The 17,186-nt window shown below is 29.0% G+C and carries 27 protein-coding genes and 1 pseudogene; 25 read left to right on the top strand and 3 right to left on the bottom strand.

Features of this window, described 5'->3' with window-relative positions; translation table 11 throughout:
• The first annotated feature begins 192 nt into the window (after nt 1–192).
• From pfkA to rlmD, 3 genes are all read left to right on the top strand, one after another.
• Nucleotides 193–1,152 carry a 6-phosphofructokinase gene (pfkA, locus tag KGF38_RS04155; protein WP_054271841.1) on the top strand — a complete coding sequence of 320 codons (960 nt, stop codon included), beginning with the start codon at nt 193–195 and terminating at the stop codon, nt 1,150–1,152.
• A 51-nt stretch (nt 1,153–1,203) separates the two neighbouring features.
• Nucleotides 1,204–2,964, top strand: a complete 1,761-nt coding sequence (gene pyk / locus KGF38_RS04150; protein ID WP_054271840.1) for a pyruvate kinase — start codon at nt 1,204–1,206, stop codon at nt 2,962–2,964.
• 174 nt (nt 2,965–3,138) lie between these two features.
• Nucleotides 3,139–4,497: a 23S rRNA (uracil(1939)-C(5))-methyltransferase RlmD gene (gene rlmD, locus KGF38_RS04145; protein WP_227832222.1), complete on the top strand. Its 1,359-nt coding sequence runs from the start codon at nt 3,139–3,141 to the stop codon at nt 4,495–4,497.
• Between the two features lie 81 nt (nt 4,498–4,578).
• On the opposite strand, the gene KGF38_RS04140 is transcribed toward rlmD, so the two are convergent.
• The gene (locus tag KGF38_RS04140; protein WP_227832221.1) at nt 4,579–5,709 is read right to left on the bottom strand and encodes a site-specific integrase; all 1,131 of its coding nucleotides are present in this window, start codon (nt 5,707–5,709) and stop codon (nt 4,579–4,581) included.
• 289 nt (nt 5,710–5,998) lie between these two features.
• Here KGF38_RS04140 and KGF38_RS04135 point away from each other — a divergent pair.
• A pseudogene (locus tag KGF38_RS04135) lies at nt 5,999–6,895 on the top strand (cell wall-binding repeat-containing protein); the annotation flags it as partial.
• 679 nt (nt 6,896–7,574) lie between these two features.
• On the opposite strand, the gene KGF38_RS04130 reads toward KGF38_RS04135, so the two are convergent.
• On the bottom strand, nt 7,575–7,811 hold the full coding sequence (locus KGF38_RS04130) for a helix-turn-helix domain-containing protein (protein WP_227832220.1): 237 nt from the start codon (nt 7,809–7,811) through the stop codon (nt 7,575–7,577).
• Between the two features lie 323 nt (nt 7,812–8,134).
• Between KGF38_RS04130 and KGF38_RS04125 the strand changes: the two genes are divergently transcribed.
• The gene (locus KGF38_RS04125) at nt 8,135–8,275 is read left to right on the top strand and encodes a hypothetical protein (protein WP_227832219.1); all 141 of its coding nucleotides are present in this window, start codon (nt 8,135–8,137) and stop codon (nt 8,273–8,275) included.
• Nucleotides 8,276–8,289: 14 nt separating this feature from the next.
• Here KGF38_RS04125 and KGF38_RS04120 read toward each other — a convergent pair whose 3' ends face one another.
• Nucleotides 8,290–8,655 (bottom strand): helix-turn-helix domain-containing protein, encoded by a 366-nt coding sequence (locus KGF38_RS04120; RefSeq protein ID WP_227832218.1) that lies wholly within the window; start codon nt 8,653–8,655, stop codon nt 8,290–8,292.
• Nucleotides 8,656–8,838: 183 nt separating this feature from the next.
• On the opposite strand from KGF38_RS04120, the gene KGF38_RS04115 reads away from it, so the two are divergent.
• From KGF38_RS04115 to KGF38_RS04030, 20 genes are all read left to right on the top strand, one after another.
• Nucleotides 8,839–9,042 carry a helix-turn-helix domain-containing protein gene (locus tag KGF38_RS04115; RefSeq protein WP_227832217.1) on the top strand — a complete coding sequence of 68 codons (204 nt, stop codon included), beginning with the start codon at nt 8,839–8,841 and terminating at the stop codon, nt 9,040–9,042.
• 182 nt (nt 9,043–9,224) lie between these two features.
• Nucleotides 9,225–9,875: a BRO family protein gene (locus KGF38_RS04110; RefSeq protein ID WP_227832216.1), complete on the top strand. Its 651-nt coding sequence runs from the start codon at nt 9,225–9,227 to the stop codon at nt 9,873–9,875.
• Nucleotides 9,876–9,916: 41 nt separating this feature from the next.
• A complete protein-coding gene (locus KGF38_RS04105; RefSeq protein ID WP_227832215.1) occupies nt 9,917–10,273 on the top strand; it encodes a hypothetical protein in 357 nt (118 codons plus the stop codon).
• A 2-nt stretch (nt 10,274–10,275) separates the two neighbouring features.
• Nucleotides 10,276–10,503, top strand: coding sequence for a hypothetical protein (locus tag KGF38_RS04100; RefSeq protein WP_227832214.1), 228 nt, complete (start codon nt 10,276–10,278; stop codon nt 10,501–10,503).
• An 11-nt stretch (nt 10,504–10,514) separates the two neighbouring features.
• Nucleotides 10,515–10,829 carry a hypothetical protein gene (locus KGF38_RS04095; protein WP_227832213.1) on the top strand — a complete coding sequence of 105 codons (315 nt, stop codon included), beginning with the start codon at nt 10,515–10,517 and terminating at the stop codon, nt 10,827–10,829.
• Between the two features lie 81 nt (nt 10,830–10,910).
• Nucleotides 10,911–11,420 carry a siphovirus Gp157 family protein gene (locus tag KGF38_RS04090; RefSeq protein WP_227832212.1) on the top strand — a complete coding sequence of 170 codons (510 nt, stop codon included), beginning with the start codon at nt 10,911–10,913 and terminating at the stop codon, nt 11,418–11,420.
• 9 nt (nt 11,421–11,429) lie between these two features.
• Nucleotides 11,430–12,029 (top strand): ERF family protein, encoded by a 600-nt coding sequence (locus KGF38_RS04085; protein ID WP_227832211.1) that lies wholly within the window; start codon nt 11,430–11,432, stop codon nt 12,027–12,029.
• Between the two features lie 14 nt (nt 12,030–12,043).
• Nucleotides 12,044–12,925, top strand: coding sequence for a DnaD domain protein (locus KGF38_RS04080; RefSeq protein ID WP_227832210.1), 882 nt, complete (start codon nt 12,044–12,046; stop codon nt 12,923–12,925).
• A 60-nt stretch (nt 12,926–12,985) separates the two neighbouring features.
• Nucleotides 12,986–13,159 carry a hypothetical protein gene (locus KGF38_RS04075; protein ID WP_009901716.1) on the top strand — a complete coding sequence of 58 codons (174 nt, stop codon included), beginning with the start codon at nt 12,986–12,988 and terminating at the stop codon, nt 13,157–13,159.
• A 15-nt stretch (nt 13,160–13,174) separates the two neighbouring features.
• Nucleotides 13,175–13,582, top strand: a complete 408-nt coding sequence (locus KGF38_RS04070; protein ID WP_227832209.1) for a single-stranded DNA-binding protein — start codon at nt 13,175–13,177, stop codon at nt 13,580–13,582.
• A gap of 73 nt (nt 13,583–13,655) precedes the next feature.
• A complete protein-coding gene (locus tag KGF38_RS04065) occupies nt 13,656–14,159 on the top strand; it encodes a hypothetical protein (protein WP_022583057.1) in 504 nt (167 codons plus the stop codon).
• Nucleotides 14,160–14,172: 13 nt separating this feature from the next.
• Nucleotides 14,173–14,538 carry an NUMOD1 domain protein gene (locus KGF38_RS04060; RefSeq protein ID WP_021403295.1) on the top strand — a complete coding sequence of 122 codons (366 nt, stop codon included), beginning with the start codon at nt 14,173–14,175 and terminating at the stop codon, nt 14,536–14,538.
• On the top strand, nt 14,538–14,669 hold the full coding sequence (locus KGF38_RS20345) for a hypothetical protein (RefSeq protein ID WP_021372199.1): 132 nt from the start codon (nt 14,538–14,540) through the stop codon (nt 14,667–14,669). Before KGF38_RS04060 ends, KGF38_RS20345 begins: the two co-directional genes overlap by 1 nt.
• Nucleotides 14,656–15,105, top strand: a complete 450-nt coding sequence (locus KGF38_RS04055; RefSeq protein ID WP_021378786.1) for a yopX family protein — start codon at nt 14,656–14,658, stop codon at nt 15,103–15,105. The genes KGF38_RS20345 and KGF38_RS04055 overlap by 14 nt, the downstream gene beginning before the upstream one ends.
• Entirely contained in the window at nt 15,089–15,214 is a 126-nt protein-coding gene (locus KGF38_RS20340) for a hypothetical protein (protein ID WP_255645937.1), read from the top strand. The genes KGF38_RS04055 and KGF38_RS20340 overlap by 17 nt, the downstream gene beginning before the upstream one ends.
• Nucleotides 15,207–15,374 (top strand): hypothetical protein, encoded by a 168-nt coding sequence (locus tag KGF38_RS04050; protein WP_227832208.1) that lies wholly within the window; start codon nt 15,207–15,209, stop codon nt 15,372–15,374. Before KGF38_RS20340 ends, KGF38_RS04050 begins: the two co-directional genes overlap by 8 nt.
• Nucleotides 15,374–15,673 carry a hypothetical protein gene (locus KGF38_RS04045; RefSeq protein WP_227832207.1) on the top strand — a complete coding sequence of 100 codons (300 nt, stop codon included), beginning with the start codon at nt 15,374–15,376 and terminating at the stop codon, nt 15,671–15,673. The genes KGF38_RS04050 and KGF38_RS04045 overlap by 1 nt, the downstream gene beginning before the upstream one ends.
• 105 nt (nt 15,674–15,778) lie before the next feature.
• Nucleotides 15,779–16,648 carry a radical SAM protein gene (locus KGF38_RS04040; RefSeq protein WP_227832206.1) on the top strand — a complete coding sequence of 290 codons (870 nt, stop codon included), beginning with the start codon at nt 15,779–15,781 and terminating at the stop codon, nt 16,646–16,648.
• Between the two features lie 4 nt (nt 16,649–16,652).
• Nucleotides 16,653–16,820, top strand: coding sequence for a hypothetical protein (locus KGF38_RS04035; protein WP_227832205.1), 168 nt, complete (start codon nt 16,653–16,655; stop codon nt 16,818–16,820).
• Complete coding sequence (locus tag KGF38_RS04030) at nt 16,813–17,184, top strand: hypothetical protein (protein WP_227832204.1); 372 nt, start codon at nt 16,813–16,815, stop codon at nt 17,182–17,184. The genes KGF38_RS04035 and KGF38_RS04030 overlap by 8 nt, the downstream gene beginning before the upstream one ends.
• Nucleotides 17,185–17,186 lie beyond the last annotated feature (2 nt).

Raw genomic sequence — 17,186 nt, 5'->3', positions numbered from 1 at the left:
CTAAATATATTATAATAATATGAAAAATATTGTCCGTTTTGTGATATAATATCACAAAATGGACATTTAAGGACATTTAATTTTTTTAGTCTTGATGGGATTGAAAAATGATATAGGGACAAAAAAAGTCCATTAACATACAATAACAATGATTATAATAAAAAATTGACATAAAATCCAAGGAGGTAAAAAATGAAAACTATAGGATTACTAACAAGTGGAGGAGATGCTCCAGGAATGAATGCTGCGATTAGAGCGGTTGTAAGGTCAGCAATATATTATGGATGCAAAGTATATGGAATCAATAGAGGATATAAGGGATTACTAGAGGAAGATTTAACTGAAATGAACTTATCTTCTGTTGGAGATATCATACACAGAGGAGGAACTATATTAAAATCTTCTAGATGTGAAGAATTTAAAACAGAAGAAGGTAGACTAAAAGCAGTAAAAATTCTTAAAAAGTATAAAATTGATTGTTTAGTTGTAATTGGTGGAGATGGCTCATTTACAGGAGCTCAAAAACTTAGTGACTTAGGATTTCCAGCTATAGGTATACCAGGAACTATAGACAATGATTTAGCATATACAGATTATACTATAGGATTTGATACTGCAATGAATACTATTATAGATGCTATAGGTAAGATAAGAGATACATCATCTTCTCATGAAAGAGTTAATATAGTTGAAGTAATGGGAAGACACTGTGGAGACTTAGCTCTATATGCAGGTCTTGCAGGGGGAGCTGAAACTATAATAGTACCAGAAGTAGAAATTAAAGTGGATGAAGTCGCTTTAAGACTAAAGACTACTCAAAAAAGAGGTAAGAGACATAGTATAATCGTTCTAGCAGAAGGAGTCGGAAGTGCTAGCGATTTAGAAAAAGAACTTAAAAAAGAGTCAGGAGCAGATTTAAGAGTAACTGTATTGGGTCATGTCCAAAGAGGAGGAAGCCCAACTGTATTTGATAGAATACTAGCAAGTAGACTTGGTGTAAGAGCAGTAGAATTATTACTAGATGGAAAATCAGCTAGAGTTGTAGGAATAAAAGAAAATAAGATAATTGATTTAGAAATAAGTGAAGCTTTAGCTCAAAAGAAAGTATTTGATAAAGAAGCTTATGAGATGGCAAAAATATTATCTATATAAGTTTTAGTATTAAAAATAAATCTGTGGAATAATATCTCAGGAGGAGCAAATATGTTAAATAATGTAAAGAAGACAAAAATTGTTTGTACACTAGGTCCAGCATCACAAAGTGAAGAAGTTTTAACTCAACTTATGCAAAATGGTCTAAATGTGTGTAGATTTAACTTTTCTCATGGTTCACATGAAGAGCATAAGGAAAGAATAGATATGGCGAAAAAAGTTAGAGAAAAATTAAATAAGCCAGTTGCTATATTATTAGACACTAAAGGTCCAGAAATTAGAACAGGTAATTTTGAAGACCCAGAGGTACTTTTAGAAGAAGGACAAAAGTTTACTATAACTATGAAAGACGTTATGGGAACTAAAGAAATGTGTACAGTAAGCTATAAAGGACTTGCTGAAGACGTTAAAGCAGGAGATTCTATATTAATAGATGATGGTCTAGTTGGTTTAAGAGTAAAAGAAATAAATGGGGAAGATATAGTTTGTATTGTTGAAAACTCGGGAATAGTTAAAAATCATAAAGGAGTAAATGTACCTGGTGTTAAGATAAATTTACCAGCAATAACTCCTAAAGATATAAGCGATATAGAATTTGGGATAAGTCAAGGTATAGATTATATAGCAGCTTCTTTTGTAAGAAAGGCATCTGATGTACTAGCGATAAGAGAAATACTAGAGAATAATAATGCAACTGATATACAAATAATATCTAAGATAGAAAACCAAGAAGGTGTAGAGAACCTAGACGAAATATTAAAGGTTTCTGATGGTATAATGGTAGCTAGAGGTGACTTAGGTGTTGAAATACCTACTGAAGAGATGCCAATAGTTCAAAAAATGATGATAAAAAAATGTAATGAATTAGCAAAACCAGTTGTAACTGCGACTCAAATGCTTGATTCTATGATAAGAAATCCAAGACCAACAAGAGCAGAAGTTACAGATGTTGCTAATGCTATATATGATGGAACAGATGCGATAATGTTATCTGGAGAAACTGCTGCTGGAAAATATCCTGTAGAAGCAGTAAAAATGATGGCTACAATAGCAAAAAGAACAGAAGAAACTTTAGATTATGATAGATTACTAAAGGAAAATGGTACTAACAATGTTACTGTAACAGATGCAATAAGTCATGCAACTTGTACAACAGCAGTAGATTTAAATGCATCAGCTATAATAACATCTACTTCTTCAGGATACACTGCTAGAATGGTATCTAAGTTTAGACCAAAATCTCCAATAATAGCCACTACAAATAATGAAAAGACTATGAATAAATTAGCTCTTACATGGGGAGTTTATCCAGTTAAATCTTCTGTTGCAGGAAATACAGATGAAGTTATAGAAAAAGCAATAGAAGCAGCTAGACAAGCAGATTATATAGATAATGGAGAATTAGTAGTTATAACTGCTGGAGTACCAGTAGGAGTAAGTGGAACTACTAACTTAATAAAGGTACATGTAATAAGTGAAGAAATTGTTCAAGGTATAGGTGTAGGTAATCAAACAGTTGAAGGTAAAGTTCGTATAGTAAAGAATGGTGAGACTTGTATAGATTTCAATGAAGGAGACATACTTGTTTCTACTACTACTGATGCTGAAATGAACAATTATATAGAGAAAGCAGGAGCTGTAGTAACGGAAAATGGTGGAATGACATCACATACAGCTATTGTAGGTATAAACTTAGATATACCAGTTATCGTGTCTGCTACAGATATAACAAATCTAGTAAAAGATGGAGATGTTGTAACTGTGGATGCATCAAGAGGTGTGGTATATAGAGGTTCAACTAGAGTTTTATAGGAAAAATAATAAATTTATTTATCAAGGGGCTTTATAAGCTCCTTTTTTTTTGGTAAAATAAAATATTGTAGCTTAGTAAAAAATATAGTTTAGTTAATAGCAATATTTTAATATAAATTTAAAGCAAAAAGTTTGGAAAGGTTTAAATATAATAGATTGATTGGAGGGTGATTTATGCTTTCGAAAAACGAGGTGTATATTGTAGATATAGTAGACATTGGACAAGGCGGAGTAGGAGTAGGAAAGTACAATGGTATTACAGTTTTTGTAGAGGGCGGATTAATACAAGATAAGGTCAAAGTTAGGATTAATAAAGTAAAGAAAAATTATGCTGTAGGAGATATTGTTGAGATAATAGAAAAGTCTCCATTTAGAGTAAAAAGAGTGTGTAATGATAATCTTAGGGATTGTGGAGGATGTCAGATACAGGATTTAGATTATAATAAGCAGCTTGAAATGAAAACGAATGAAGTTAAGCAAGTACTTACTAGAATAGGTAAGTTAGAAGATGTAGAAGTTCATGACACTATAGGAATGGAGAATCCATATAGATATAGAAATAAAGCACAATTTCCAATACAAAAGAATGATGGTGTCCCAATTATTGGTTTTTATAAAAAGAAGACTCATGATGTAATATCGACAGAAAAATGCGTAATACAACATGAGATAAATGACAAAATTGTTAAGATAATAAAAACATATATAAGAGCTTATAAGGTGAGTATATATGATGAAAAGACTCATACAGGATTAATTAGACATTTGGTAACAAAAATAGGTTTTACAACTAAAGAAGTTATGGTTGTATTGGTGGCTAATGGAAATAAACTTCCATATCTTAAAGAATTAGCTTCTGTGCTTAAGGAAAATATACCTGGTTTTAAAACTTTGGTTGTAAATGTAAATCAGAAAGATACAAATGCTATTTTAGGAAGAGAAAATATAGTTATTTATGGTGATGGAAAAATAAATGATTATATAGGCGACTTAATGTTTGAGATTTCACCATTATCATTTTTCCAAGTAAATCCTGTCCAAACTAAAGTATTATACGATAAAGCTCTTGAGTATGCAAATCTAAAGGATACTGATACTGTTTTTGATATCTACTGTGGTATAGGTACAATATCTTTATTTTTGGCACAAAAGGCTAAAAAAGTTTATGGTATAGAAATTATAGAAGACGCTATAAAGGATGCTAAGATAAATGCTAGATTAAACAACATACATAATGCAGAATTCTATGTTGGCAAGGCAGAAGAGGTTGTGCCTAAGATGTATAGTGAGGGTAAAACTGCCAATGTCGTAGTTGTAGACCCACCTAGAAAGGGATGTGACGAAAAAGTCCTAGAAACTATTGTTTCAATGAATCCTGAGAGAATTGTTTATGTTTCTTGTAATCCTTCTACTTTAGCGAGAGATTTAGATTATCTAAATATGCATGGATTTAAATGTGTTGAGGTTCAGCCTGTAGATATGTTCCCTCATTCTACACATGTGGAAACTGTAGCTAAGATAATCAAGCAATAGCAACGTTTATATAGATTATATATTAATAATATATTGTATTTGCCACCGATTTGCCACCGTAAAGCGATTTCGGTGGCAAATTTAGTCTACAATGCTATCAAAAATTTCTACAGTTTCATTTTTCATTTTATCAGTCACATGTGAATAAGTGTCCATCGTAGTTGATATTCTATTATGTCCAAGTCTTTTTTGTATATCCTTTATATTAGCACCATTTTCTAATAACATTGTAGCATGTGTATGTCTTAAACTATGGAAATTAAAATCTATTTCAAGTTCATAATTTATAACTCTACTTAAATATTTTATACTATTAGCTGTTATATGTTCCCCATTATCTTTAGTACATACCCAATTTGAATCAATATACCATTCTCCTAATTTTAATTTCATTTCCTTATTAAATTTTTTACGTTCCTTTAGTATCTTAACTAATTTATCACCAATATGTATAATTCTTTGAGAACTTGTAGTTTTTGGAGTACCAAGTTCAAATTGCCCTTTTCCTTTATCTATTAGAGTATGTCTAACATTTATAGTTTTATTTTCTAAGTCTATATCATCCCATCTTAGTGCTGTAACTTCCCCAACTCTCATGCCAGTATAAAAGCCGATTTGTAAAGGGATATAAAAATTAGATTCTTTAGGAAATCTATTTAATATTTTATTGTAGTCTTCTATACTTATTATTTTTAAATTTTCTTTTTCTTTTATTTGTTTCATTTTTGGTACTTTAACATACTGCATAGGGTTTTCTTTTATATATTTATATGGATAGACAGCAGATTTTAAAGAAGTACTTAGTACAGTATAAAAATTATTAATTGAGTTTTTGCTAAAACCATCTCTATATTTGGTATTTATAAATTTTTGTAAAATTGTTGGAGTTATCGTTTTTAATTTGTAAACACCAAGATTAGGCTTTATATGATTTTCAATTGTTTGTTTATAATATTGTTGTGTATTATATTTACAATTTAATAAAACATATTCTTTGTACCAAAAGTCTAAGTAATCTGATAAACTTATGTTACTTTCATCAAAAACCATGCCAGCTTTTTCAAATTCATTTATTGCATCTCTTAAGGCTTTTTCAGCTTCTTTTTTAGTTTTACCGCCAACTCTTTCTATTTTTTTTCTTTTTCCATTAATGCTACCTAAGTCAAAGTAGTAATACCATTTTTCGCCACGTTTTCTTACTCCACCTTTCATGAAAATTTCTCCTCTCAAAATTAAATAATCAGAACTAAATGCTCTAACTATATTATAACAATTAAAGATACTTTAAGAGATACATATATTAAAAGGTACATGGAAAATAATAACATAAATTATAATTGATACAATTTTAAAATTATAGAGAATAAAATTATAAAAAAATGATTTATTCAAATGTTACTTAATGTCGTTAAATGAGTAGAAATAGTTTGTACTTTCGACAACATATAATATATTTTTGTTATACAATTTAATTGAGTGATATGAAAAAGGGGGAGATATTGTGAAATCAAAGAAATTATTAACAATAGGGTTATCTTTATCTATGTTTATTGCTAGTTGCCCTATATCTGCAAATGCTCTTGATAAAGTTGAATCAATCAAAGGCGCAGATAAATATGAAACTGCTGGTATCATAGCTGACAAACAAAGTTATACTACTGCAATACTTATAAATGCAGATAGTACAATGGCTGATGGGCTAAGTGCAAGTGGACTTGCAGGAGCAACAAATGCACCAATTCTTTTGACTAAGAAAAATAATATACCTAATGCAACTCTTAAAAGAGTAGAAAAAGCTAAAAAGGTATACATAATAGGAGGAGAAAGTTCTATTGATAAATCTACTGAAACTGTTCTAAAAGATAGAGGAATGGAGATTAAAAGACTTCAAGGTGGTGATAGAATTAAGACAAGCTATAGTGTTGCAAAAGAAATAAATTCAATTAACAAAGTAAATAAAGTGATATTGACTAATGCTTTTAAAGGAGAACCTGATGCTATGAGTGCTGCACCTGTAGCAGTTAGAGATAAAGCAGCTATAATATTAACTGATGGGAAAAGTGTGCCATTTAATACAACTGGTGTGGAAAGTTATGCAATAGGCGGGACTTCATCAATGAGCGAGAAATTAGTTAATGATACTAATTCAACTAGATTAGGTGGTACAGATAGATACGATACTAATAAGAAGATAGTAAATAAGTTCTATAATGGCGCAAAAGAATTTTATATAGCTAGTGGGACTGATTTAGCATATGCTCTTGTTGGTTCTACAATAGCTAAAAATACTCCAATTGTGCTAGTTAATTTAGGTAGTAATAAAGAAGTTTTAAAGGATGCAACCAAGATAACAGCAATAGGAAATATATCTGAAAATATAATACAAGAAATATTAAATCCTATTTCGAAAGAATTGAAAAATATTATTGGTAATTGGATTAATCAAGATGGGGAAGACTTTAATTGGCTTTATGTTAGGGAAGATAATATAAATAATATTCCTTTTGATATAGTAAAGACTTATAATTTAGAAGTAGGTCCTGGAGTAGAGTTAGAATTTCATTTTCCAGATAAAAGTATAAGAGAATTATTTGTATTTGCTGATGGACAATTATTAGAATATGGATATAATGAATATACAGGAAATTATTCAAATCCTGCTATTTATGAAAAAATAGGAGAGCCAGTTGAAAATAATTTCAAATATATAGATATAGATGCAAATAAAAATGTAGAGGCTCAATATGGTTGGAAAAAAATAAACGGTAAGTGGCGTTATTTTAATAAAGATGGTTCAGAAGTTAGTAATTATGACTTGGCATTAAAGAAGATGGAAAAACTTGAGGGTTTAAAAAAGAATGAGTTAATTAGTTTGGATAAGGAAGATGTTAATGAAAATTGGATAATGCCATATCATAATTACTATTGGTTTACTTATTCTGGAGAAGGTGATGGAACTGATTTTGTTTATCTTGTAAATAAAGATAACTTCTATACTTGTATTTTAAATGCGTATGGTAAAATAGAAAAATTAGAAAATTACAGTAATCCTAATTTTTAAACAACATAGAAATAGACTAGTATTTAACTAGTCTATTTTTTTCTTTTCTTTTTCTCAATTCTTCCATTATAAATATTGCTGCTACTATTAAATAATTAACTTCTAAACCGATTGCTAAATCAACTATTGTAGTAACAGTTACATTTTTATAATTACCTTTTTCTAATTTAGATATATAACTTTTGTTATAATTGATTTTTTCTGCTAACTCTAATTGTGTTAAATGTCTCATTTTTCTCAGTTGTCTTAACATAAAATTAAATCACCTTTTAATATATTTTTTAGTAAATTCAGATAATTATATTATGTGCATTTTTAAGGGGAAAAGTTTCCTATTAGTCGATTTTTTTGTTGGAAATTTGTGCTAAAATATAAGTAAGAAATAACTCTATCTAGCTAGAGAAAAAGTTAAAAGATTAAATTTTTTATAATACAAAAACTAAATATGTAAAAGTATTAGAAATTTATTTTTAAGAATAAGAGGGTGATTATGATTATTTTGGCGAACGTAAGTTTTATGATTAGGAATGAAATAGATAAGAATAATGCTACCAAGATTATAAGGGGATGATATATGTGGAAGAATTGGAAGCAAAAATAATTGAGAATGGGAAGATTTTAAATAAAATAAAGAATATTGATGAAAATAAATTTAAAAAATACATAGAGATATTAAAAGAATGTTATAAACAAAAGAATAAAAAAGAAGGGGAATAATTTCCTCTTCTTTTTTATTTCTTCTCACTTATTTCTTCTTCAAGAAAAACTTTTGCTATTTTCATCATTTTTTCTTGGTTAGCAGGGCTTAGTTCACTAAGCATTCTTAAAGCTTCTTTTATATCGTCAGAAAAATTCAACTTCTCAATTAATTCTAACTCAACAGAATGCTCTGTGTTTCTTATATTTGTTCTACCTAGTAAATAATCAACTGATACATTAAACACATCTGCTAGTTTTGATAAAATTTCTTTGTCAGGAAATCTTTCTTCTGATTCATAATAACCAATAATTCTTCCTGAGATATTTAGTTTTTCACCCAATTCTTTTTGAGTGAAGTTTAATTCTTTTCTAAGTAATTTCAATCTTTTTCCGAACATATCATTCAACCTCCGATAAAAACAAACAAATTGTTCTATTTAGATTTAATATATCACATATTTGTTATCAGCAGAAGAACTAAATAAAAAAAGAACAAATAAAACAAAAACTGTTGACAGAGAACAATTAGTTCGATATAATGAGAGTATAAAAAAGAACAGTTAGTTCGAAAAGGAGGTAACATGTTTAAGAGTAATTTAAAGTACTATAGAGAGCAAAATAAATTGACACAAAAACAACTAGCTTTACAAGTAGAAGTTAGCAAAGAGTATATATCTCAAATAGAGAGAGGTATAAAAAATCCAGGCTTTTTTACAGCACAAAAAATAGCGAATATTTTAGGAATTACAATAGATGAACTTTTTTTTAAAAATAAATCGAACTAAGTGTTCTTTTTGCTGAATTTAGCACCTTGAAAACTAAATATAAAATTTGTAAAAGGAGCAAGTATATGAGAAATAAAGAAAAAGAATTAATTATTAGAGGTATTTTAATTGGAATTTTCTATTTTTTAGGAATTGTATTTAGTGAGATTTTTTTAAAATAATAAAATTGGAGGATGGAAAGTATGAATAATCTACAAATATTTAAAAATTGCAATTTTGGCGAGATAAGAACTATTGAAATTGATGGTAAGCCGTATTTTGTAGCAACGGATATAGCAAAAGCTCTTGGCTACTCTAATACTAGAGATGCAGTTAAGAAACATTGTAAGTGGGTAGCGAAATGCGACATACCTCATCCACAAAGCAATTCTAAAGTTTTGAAGGTAAATATTATACCAGAAGGTGATATGTATAGGCTTATTTCTAATAGCAACTTGCCAAACGCAGAAAAATTTGAGAGTTGGGTATTCGATGAAGTACTTCCAAGTATAAGGGAAACAGGTCAATATCAGTTACAACAAAATGTAATAACAGAACTTACAGGAACTATAGGAGATTTAAAAGGAACAATAAAAGAATATAAAAAGTTGTGTAAGATAACTTGTTCTAAGAAACAACAGTATTCTAAATACATAAAGAATAGGCTAGATATAGACAAAGCTAATAAAGAATATAACCAAGTAAAAGCGAGACTATTTTTAATCCTTGGAGTGGAGAAATGGGAAGATATAGATTTTGATACATCTAACAATTTAATACAAATTATAGACGATTGTATAAGAGTAATAAAATCAGAAAGACCATATAAGCAATTGAGTTATTTTGAACTTTGAAAATTAAATACAGAATATTCTTGAAATGGTGGTGATTTAATATGGAAAATTTAAATCTTGGAGAACTTTTTAATGAAAGTATTAAAACAATAATACTACAAGAAGTAAAAAATGCAAAAAAAGAAATAGAGAAAGAAATCAGTCAAGAAAAAATAATTTTGTTGATGCAAAGAGGGTATCCAAATGAACTAATATCAAAAGAGAAAGTTAGAAAAAGATTAAATATAGGTAATGAAACATTGAAAGATTTAATTGATTTAAACTTAATTCCTGTAATACGAAACAGAAGAGTAACAAAAGTAGCAAGTTACGACTTAGATGATTTTATAGAGCGAAATAAAGGAAAAGATTTAAGTGAGGTAATAGAAGAAGCTAAGAGTAGAAAGGGGGTGATTTAATTATGAATAGTTCATTAGATAAATTTGATTTAGAGAGAATCAAAGCAGGAAGTGCAATAAAAGTGAATTGCAAAAGGTTTGGTTTTGAAATTGATTGCATTGTAGTAGTAGCAACTGAGGAGGAACTAAATCTAGCTTACTTTGATAAAGAAAGAGGTTGTATGGAGTATCAAGCATTAACAACAGAAGATATTAAAGATAATGATTATGAAGTTGAAAATTTAAACTAGGAGGTTTTATTATGGAAAGTTTAAAAAAAGTAAAACAAATGGTGCAAAAACAATTAGATTTAGCTGAATTAGAGATAAACAAAAATAGCAAACTTTATGAGGAACTTAGAAATAAGGATAGAGATTTAATAGATGATATATACATGGAAAGTTATTTAAGAGAAATAGTTGCATGGCAAAGAGTAAAGTATGCTGTTGAAAATATTCTAGGCGGTATAAATACAGAGGTTAAAACAATAGAATATGAGGAAAGTGAAGATTACAAGAGATTTGAATTATTTTTAGAAGAGATTGAAAGAGATAGACCTATAGATGTTCAGATATAGAAAAGAGCCATCGCGACTGGCTCAATTCAGAAGAAACAAAAATTTAATTAAGCTATATTATAGCATAAACGGAGGGAAATTATGAGTACTTTATACGAATTAACTACAGATTTATTAGAAATAGAAGAAGGTTTAACAGAAATAACAGGAAATGAAACTGAGAAACTAGAGGAAATAAAAGAAATAATAAAACAAGAGATACAAAATAAAAACACTAGGATAGTTTCAGTAATAATAGATATTGATAGCGATATAAACTCTTTAGACTTAGAGATTAAGAGATTACAGGAATTAAAGAAGGTTAAGAAAAATAGTCTTGATAGATTAAAAAGTAACATAAAGGAATGTATGGAACTACTTGGTACTAAAAAAGTAGAAACAGTTTTAGGAAATATAAGTATAAGAAAGTCAGCAGGTAGCTTAGTCATAGAAGATGAAGAAAAGATACCTGCTATATATAAAACAGTAGAGCAAGTTGTAAAAGTAGATAAGAATACTATTAAAGATTTTATTAAAAAAGGTCATGAAGTTGAAGGTTGCAGGATTGAATATGGAACTACATTAACAACTCCAAAAGTTAAAAAAGAGTAGGTGAGGACCATGGAAACTAATAATATTTACATTAAATTAATGAATGTAAGAGTTAAGTTAAGTAAATTGAATTTAAAGAAAAGCGGAGAGAATAAGTACTCTAACTTTAAATATTTTGAGTTAGCAGACTTTTTACCACAAGCAACCGAACTACTTGAAGAAGTTAAATTATGCCCTATAATAACCTTTACAAATGACTATGCAACACTAACATTAATAAATGGAGAAAACCCCACAGAACAGATTGTATTCACTTCTCCAATGCGAGACTTGCAACTTAAAGGTTCTAATGAATTACAAGCACTAGGAGGGATAGAAACCTATCAGACTAGATATTTGTACATTCAGTTACTTAACATAACTGAGAATGATAGTTTTGACGCAGTAAGTGGAAAAAATGAAGCTAAAAATAATTCTAATAATACTCAACAAAGTAACAGAATATTAACTGACAAACAATTAAGCAGGTTATATGCAATAGCAAGTAATGCAAATGTTGATAAAGAAAGTTTAAAAGAGAAAGTATTTAAGAGATTTGGAAAAGAGATAAAAGATTTAACAAAACAAGAATACGACATAATTTGTAATGCTTATGAAAATAAGCAATAAGGGCAGGTGATATTGTGGGGATTATAAGAGTAAGCAAAGACAAAGATAATCCATATGTGGTTTTAAATAAAACTTGTTTGGAAGATGTAAAATTAAGCTGGCAAGCAAAAGGCTTACATTCATATCTGATTAGTAAGCCCGACCATTGGAAAATCTATGTTAATGACCTATATAAAAGAAGTAAAAATGGAAGGGATGCTACAGCAAATATTTTAAAAGAACTTATAGAAAATGGATATGTAACAAGAAAACCTTGTAGAGATTCTAATACTAATAAGATGCTTGGAGGATATGATTATCAAGTATATGAGATACCACTTGAAAATCCTCAGAAGCTAAAATCCCGAAAAACTGATTTCCCGGAAACCGGATTTCCCGGAAACCGGGTTTCTCGGAAACCGGAAAACACGGAAGTAGTAAGTAATGACTTTAAAGTAAATAATGATATTACTACTATTGTTATTAATGAACAACCTCAACAAGATAAAACCACCTATATAAAAAAATACTTTGAAAAATATATAGGTCTAATTACACCTAATAATTTCATAGAACTAACAAGTTATTTAGATGATGGAATGGAAGCTGAGGTTATCATAAGAGCTGTTGATGAAGCAATAGCAAATGGAGTTAAGAATTATAAATACATTAAAACAATATTAAATAATTGGATAGAAGCAGGTGTAAAAACTAATTTAGAACTTACAGAGTATCAAAATGAGTTTGAGAGGAAGAAAAAGAGTAAACAGGAGAAGAAACAGTCTAATAATAAAACTGTGAATACTCATAATGTGAGTAAAAATAAGTTTGCTAACTTCAATCAAACTTTTACTCAATATGATGAAAAAGAGCTAGACGAGATTATTAAAAAGAGTCAGAAGGAAAAATTTAAATAAAAATTAAACTTCTAGGAAGTAAATATCAATATATTGTTTCCTAGAAAGGGGAGGTATAAAATGGCGAGAATATATGCACAAAGAAGTGGTTCTTTAAATGAGCAGGATAGATTGGAATTGTTAAGATTACTTGGGAAAGCTGGATATACAGTAAAGATTGGTAGAGAGAAGCAAAATAGCAAGACAACTTATACTTACTTTGTTGAGTACACAGAAGAGCAGGAAGAAAAATAAAAGGGGGCTAGTTAAATGAATACAATAACTTTAGTTGGAAGATTAGTTGCAGATGCAGAATTGAAGTACCTTCCAAATTCGGGTACTCCAAAAATAACCTTTTCAATGGCAGTAGATAGAAGGTTTAAAGATAAAAATGGAAATAAAATAACTGATTTTATTCAATGTGAGCAATTAGGAAAACATTTAGAGAATCTAGTGCAATATCTTGTTAAAGCTAAGCCTATATATGCTGTTGGAGAGTTAAATATATATAATTACAAAGATGAAAATGGTTGTTGGAAATCTATTACTAAGGTTAATGTAAATGCTTTAGAACTACTTTCTAGTAAAAATGATAATAGTGCTAAACAAGAATATGTACCACCAGGATTAGACCCACAAGGTTTTCAAGCAATAGATGATGACGATATACCTTTTTAATTAAGTTAAATAGTCTAGGGAGTGATTATACAATATTACTTCCTAGAAGTTAAAAAATATTGGAGGTTTAAGAGTGAAATATGAGTGTGAGAAAGTGTTCTTAGAATGCGATAAGGGAAGTTTTGAGATAAATGATACAAGAACTGAAGAAGTAACATTCGAGGGTACAGAAATAGACAATCTGTTTGAGAGAGTAAAATATGAAGGGACTTTTACAATAATATCTGGATGGGATTCTTTATTGAGAGATATATTGTGGCTTGAAATGCGGAAAGTCTTAAAAATTATAACAGGAAAAATGATGATGGGGGTATTAGGAATGATAATAATTAGAAGTCAAGATAGATTAGATTTAATGAGAGTTAACAGAGTTGAAATAAGTAATAAACAAGTATGTGCAGTGTTTGAAGAAGAATCAAATGTTAGAGAAATAGGTAGGTATAAATCAGAAGAAAGAGCTATTGAAGTATTAAACAGAATACAGGAGGCTATTATTGCAGGAACTAAGTTTGACATTATAAATAAAGACGGGGTTAGATGCAACAAAGAAAAAGTGTTTGAAATGCCAGTTGAATAAGGAGGGAGCTGAAATGTTAAAGGTTGAAAAATATTTTAATGGTTCTGTTGCAGATAACATATTTGAAGATGATTTGACTCTTAGAAACTACTTAGCACTATATTGTTGTGTTTATGGAGTAAGAAAAAATGGAGAGCTTGTATTTCCAACTTCTGAAAAAATGCTAATAGAGTTTAATGTTGATAAAAATAGAAAAAAGAAAAAGAAAGGTTCAAAGGTAAAGTTGATTAATACCAAAACTGGTGAAGAAAAAATATTTGATTCTATAGATAGTGCAGCGTGTTTTTTAAGACTACAGAGTCAGGCAGTTTACCAAACAATTAAAAAGAAAACTAAAACAAGAAGTGGCTGGAAAGCTGAATATATTAAGGAGGAATAATGGAAGTTTCAAGGACTGAATACACAATTAAAAGAGCAAAAGAGTTGTATGACAATGGAGAGGACATATTTATTGCTATAGATAAGGCTAGAGAAGAATATGAGGAGATGATTAAAAGTGAGTTTAATTAAGTATAGAGGTTATGATTTTGAGAATGAGAAGTGGATTTATTCTGAAACAATAAAGTGGAGTGATGCAGTAGATTGTTTATTTATGCTAAAAGAAGATTGTGAATGGCAAAGAGTATCTAATATTGGAGTATTCTCTAAATGTTGGTCTGGAAATAATGAAGAAATTTATGAGGGAGATATATTGAAAGAACCCTATAATACTAAAAATAAATATGAATATGGAATTGTAAGACAAGAAAATTATGCTCTTGAATTATATGTTGAATGGCATTATTTAAAGCAATTTGAAGGTAAATGGGAGGAAATTACAAGTAAAGCAACTATAATGAATAGCAAAAAATATGTAGTAGTTGGTAATGAATGCGAGAATTTGGAAGAAATTAAAAAAGAGTTCTTAGAACGTAAGGAGATGTTAGAAAATGAACATCTTGGCTAGTTTAATACTTATAGTAGGTAGTTTTATAGCTGGTAGAGTTTATGAGTATAGATTGAATCTAAAAGAGTGTGAAAATTATGATGATATGGGAGGATTTAAGAATGACTAACTTTGAAAAGATAAAAAATATGAGTAGAAAAGAGTTGGCTAAATTTATAGACTCGCTTGGTGGTGATGAATGTTTTTGTGATTATTGTGAGAATGGAGTTTGTGATTATTCTTGCTCTGTGGGATATGAAAACTGGCTTGAAATGGAGGTAGAGGAATAATGGATAAACTTTATATATGTAGTCCGCGAGGACTAGAAGAAGTTGAAATTTACAATATTACTGATAAGTTTATTGAACTATACAAAGACAATAGAATGCTTTTTAGAGATACAGAGTTCTTTAAGATAGATAAAGCTGAGTTAAGAAAAATATTAAACAAAGAGAATATTTTTAGAGCTTATATAATTTCAGATGATAAAGAACAAGCAATTAAAACATGGAATGATTATGTCAAAAAGGAAATTAAAAATCTAAATAAAAGATTAGAAATGTGTGTGGATTTTATTATAACAGAGTGATAGAAATATCTAACAAAAACAGTTTAGAGAGTTGCAAAATGTATTTTAATATAAAGTGTTGTTTAAGTGTTTTGTGACTCTTAAAAATGGAAATGGAGGTGGGAAATGAAAATTGGGTTAATTGATGTTGATGGGCATAACTTTCCTAATTTAGCACTTATGAAAATATCAGCATACCACAAAGAATTAGGTGATAAAGTGGAATTTGTAAATTTCTTTGAAGAATATGACAAAGTATATAAAACTAAAGTATTTACTTTCTCAGAGGATGATTACACAGTTATAAATGCTAAGGAAGTCATAAAGGGTGGCACAGGATATGATTTACAGAATAAATTGCCATCACAGATTGAATTTATGTATCCCGATTATGATTTATATGATATTAAAAATATTGCTTATGGCTACTTAACAAGAGGATGTCCTAGAGGTTGTGAGTTTTGTATTGTACAAGAAAAGGAAGGTAGCAAAAGCTATAAAGTAGCCGATTTAAACCAGTTTTGGAGGGGACAAAAAGAGATTAAGCTATTAGACCCTAATATTTTAGCTTGTAGTAAGTGGGAAGAACTCTTAAAGCAACTTATAAATAGCAAAGCTTGGGTTGATTTCACTCAAGGACTTGATATAAGGCTTATGACAGAGAAAAAAGCAGAAATGATTAACAGAATTAAAATAAAACGGATCCATTTTGCATGGGACAATTATGAGTTCAATACATATGACAAGCTGAAAGAATTTAGAAGTAAATTGAATTTTAAGAAGCAAAAATTAGGTGTCTATGTTCTTACTAATTTCAATACTACTTTTGAAGAAGATTTAGAGCGTGTTTATAAATTAAAAGAGTTAGATTATGACCCTTATATCATGATTTTTGAAAAATGGAAATGTAATCATAGATACAGAAGATTGCAAAGGTGGGTTAATAATAAGATTATTTTCAGAAGTGTAGATAAATTTGAAGATTATAAGGGGTGAGCATATGACTAATAAAGAAATGTGCAAGTCAAAGAATATCACAGAGAAAGAAAGTTATAAGCAATTTAGTAAAGAAATTTGTAAAAGCTGTAAAAATAATAAGAGAGATTGTGAAAGTAAAGATTGTGATATAACATACAAAAATTGGTTGGAGGATATTTACTATGTATAGTACTTATAAAGTCAAATTAAAGACTAAAAGAACATTGGAGCAAGTAAGAAATCAAAGTGTAGACTTTGAATATTCAGAAGAAGGATTAAAAAATACACTTAGATATTACAACTTGATTGATTATTTAGAAGTAATTGTAGTTAAATTTGGAGATGAATATTGTCTAGTTGATTGCGATGAAGAAGATGAAAAAACAATAATGGAAGCATATTATCTTTTAGAACAAGACGAATATACTGGATGTTATATAAATGAATATGAGTTATTTAAAAAAGATTGGGAAAATGGTAACTATTACGGGGAAGCCTGTATGGTGTTTTCGGATGATGAAATTGAGATAATTGAAAAATTAAGGGAGGGTTAAAT

Source organism: Clostridioides sp. ZZV14-6387 (assembly GCF_020657835.1).
Taxonomy (GTDB): Bacteria; Bacillota; Clostridia; order Peptostreptococcales; family Peptostreptococcaceae; genus Clostridioides; species Clostridioides difficile_A.
The sequence above is the reverse complement of the archived record's forward strand: the minus strand, read 5'-3'. Positions and strand labels throughout refer to the sequence as shown.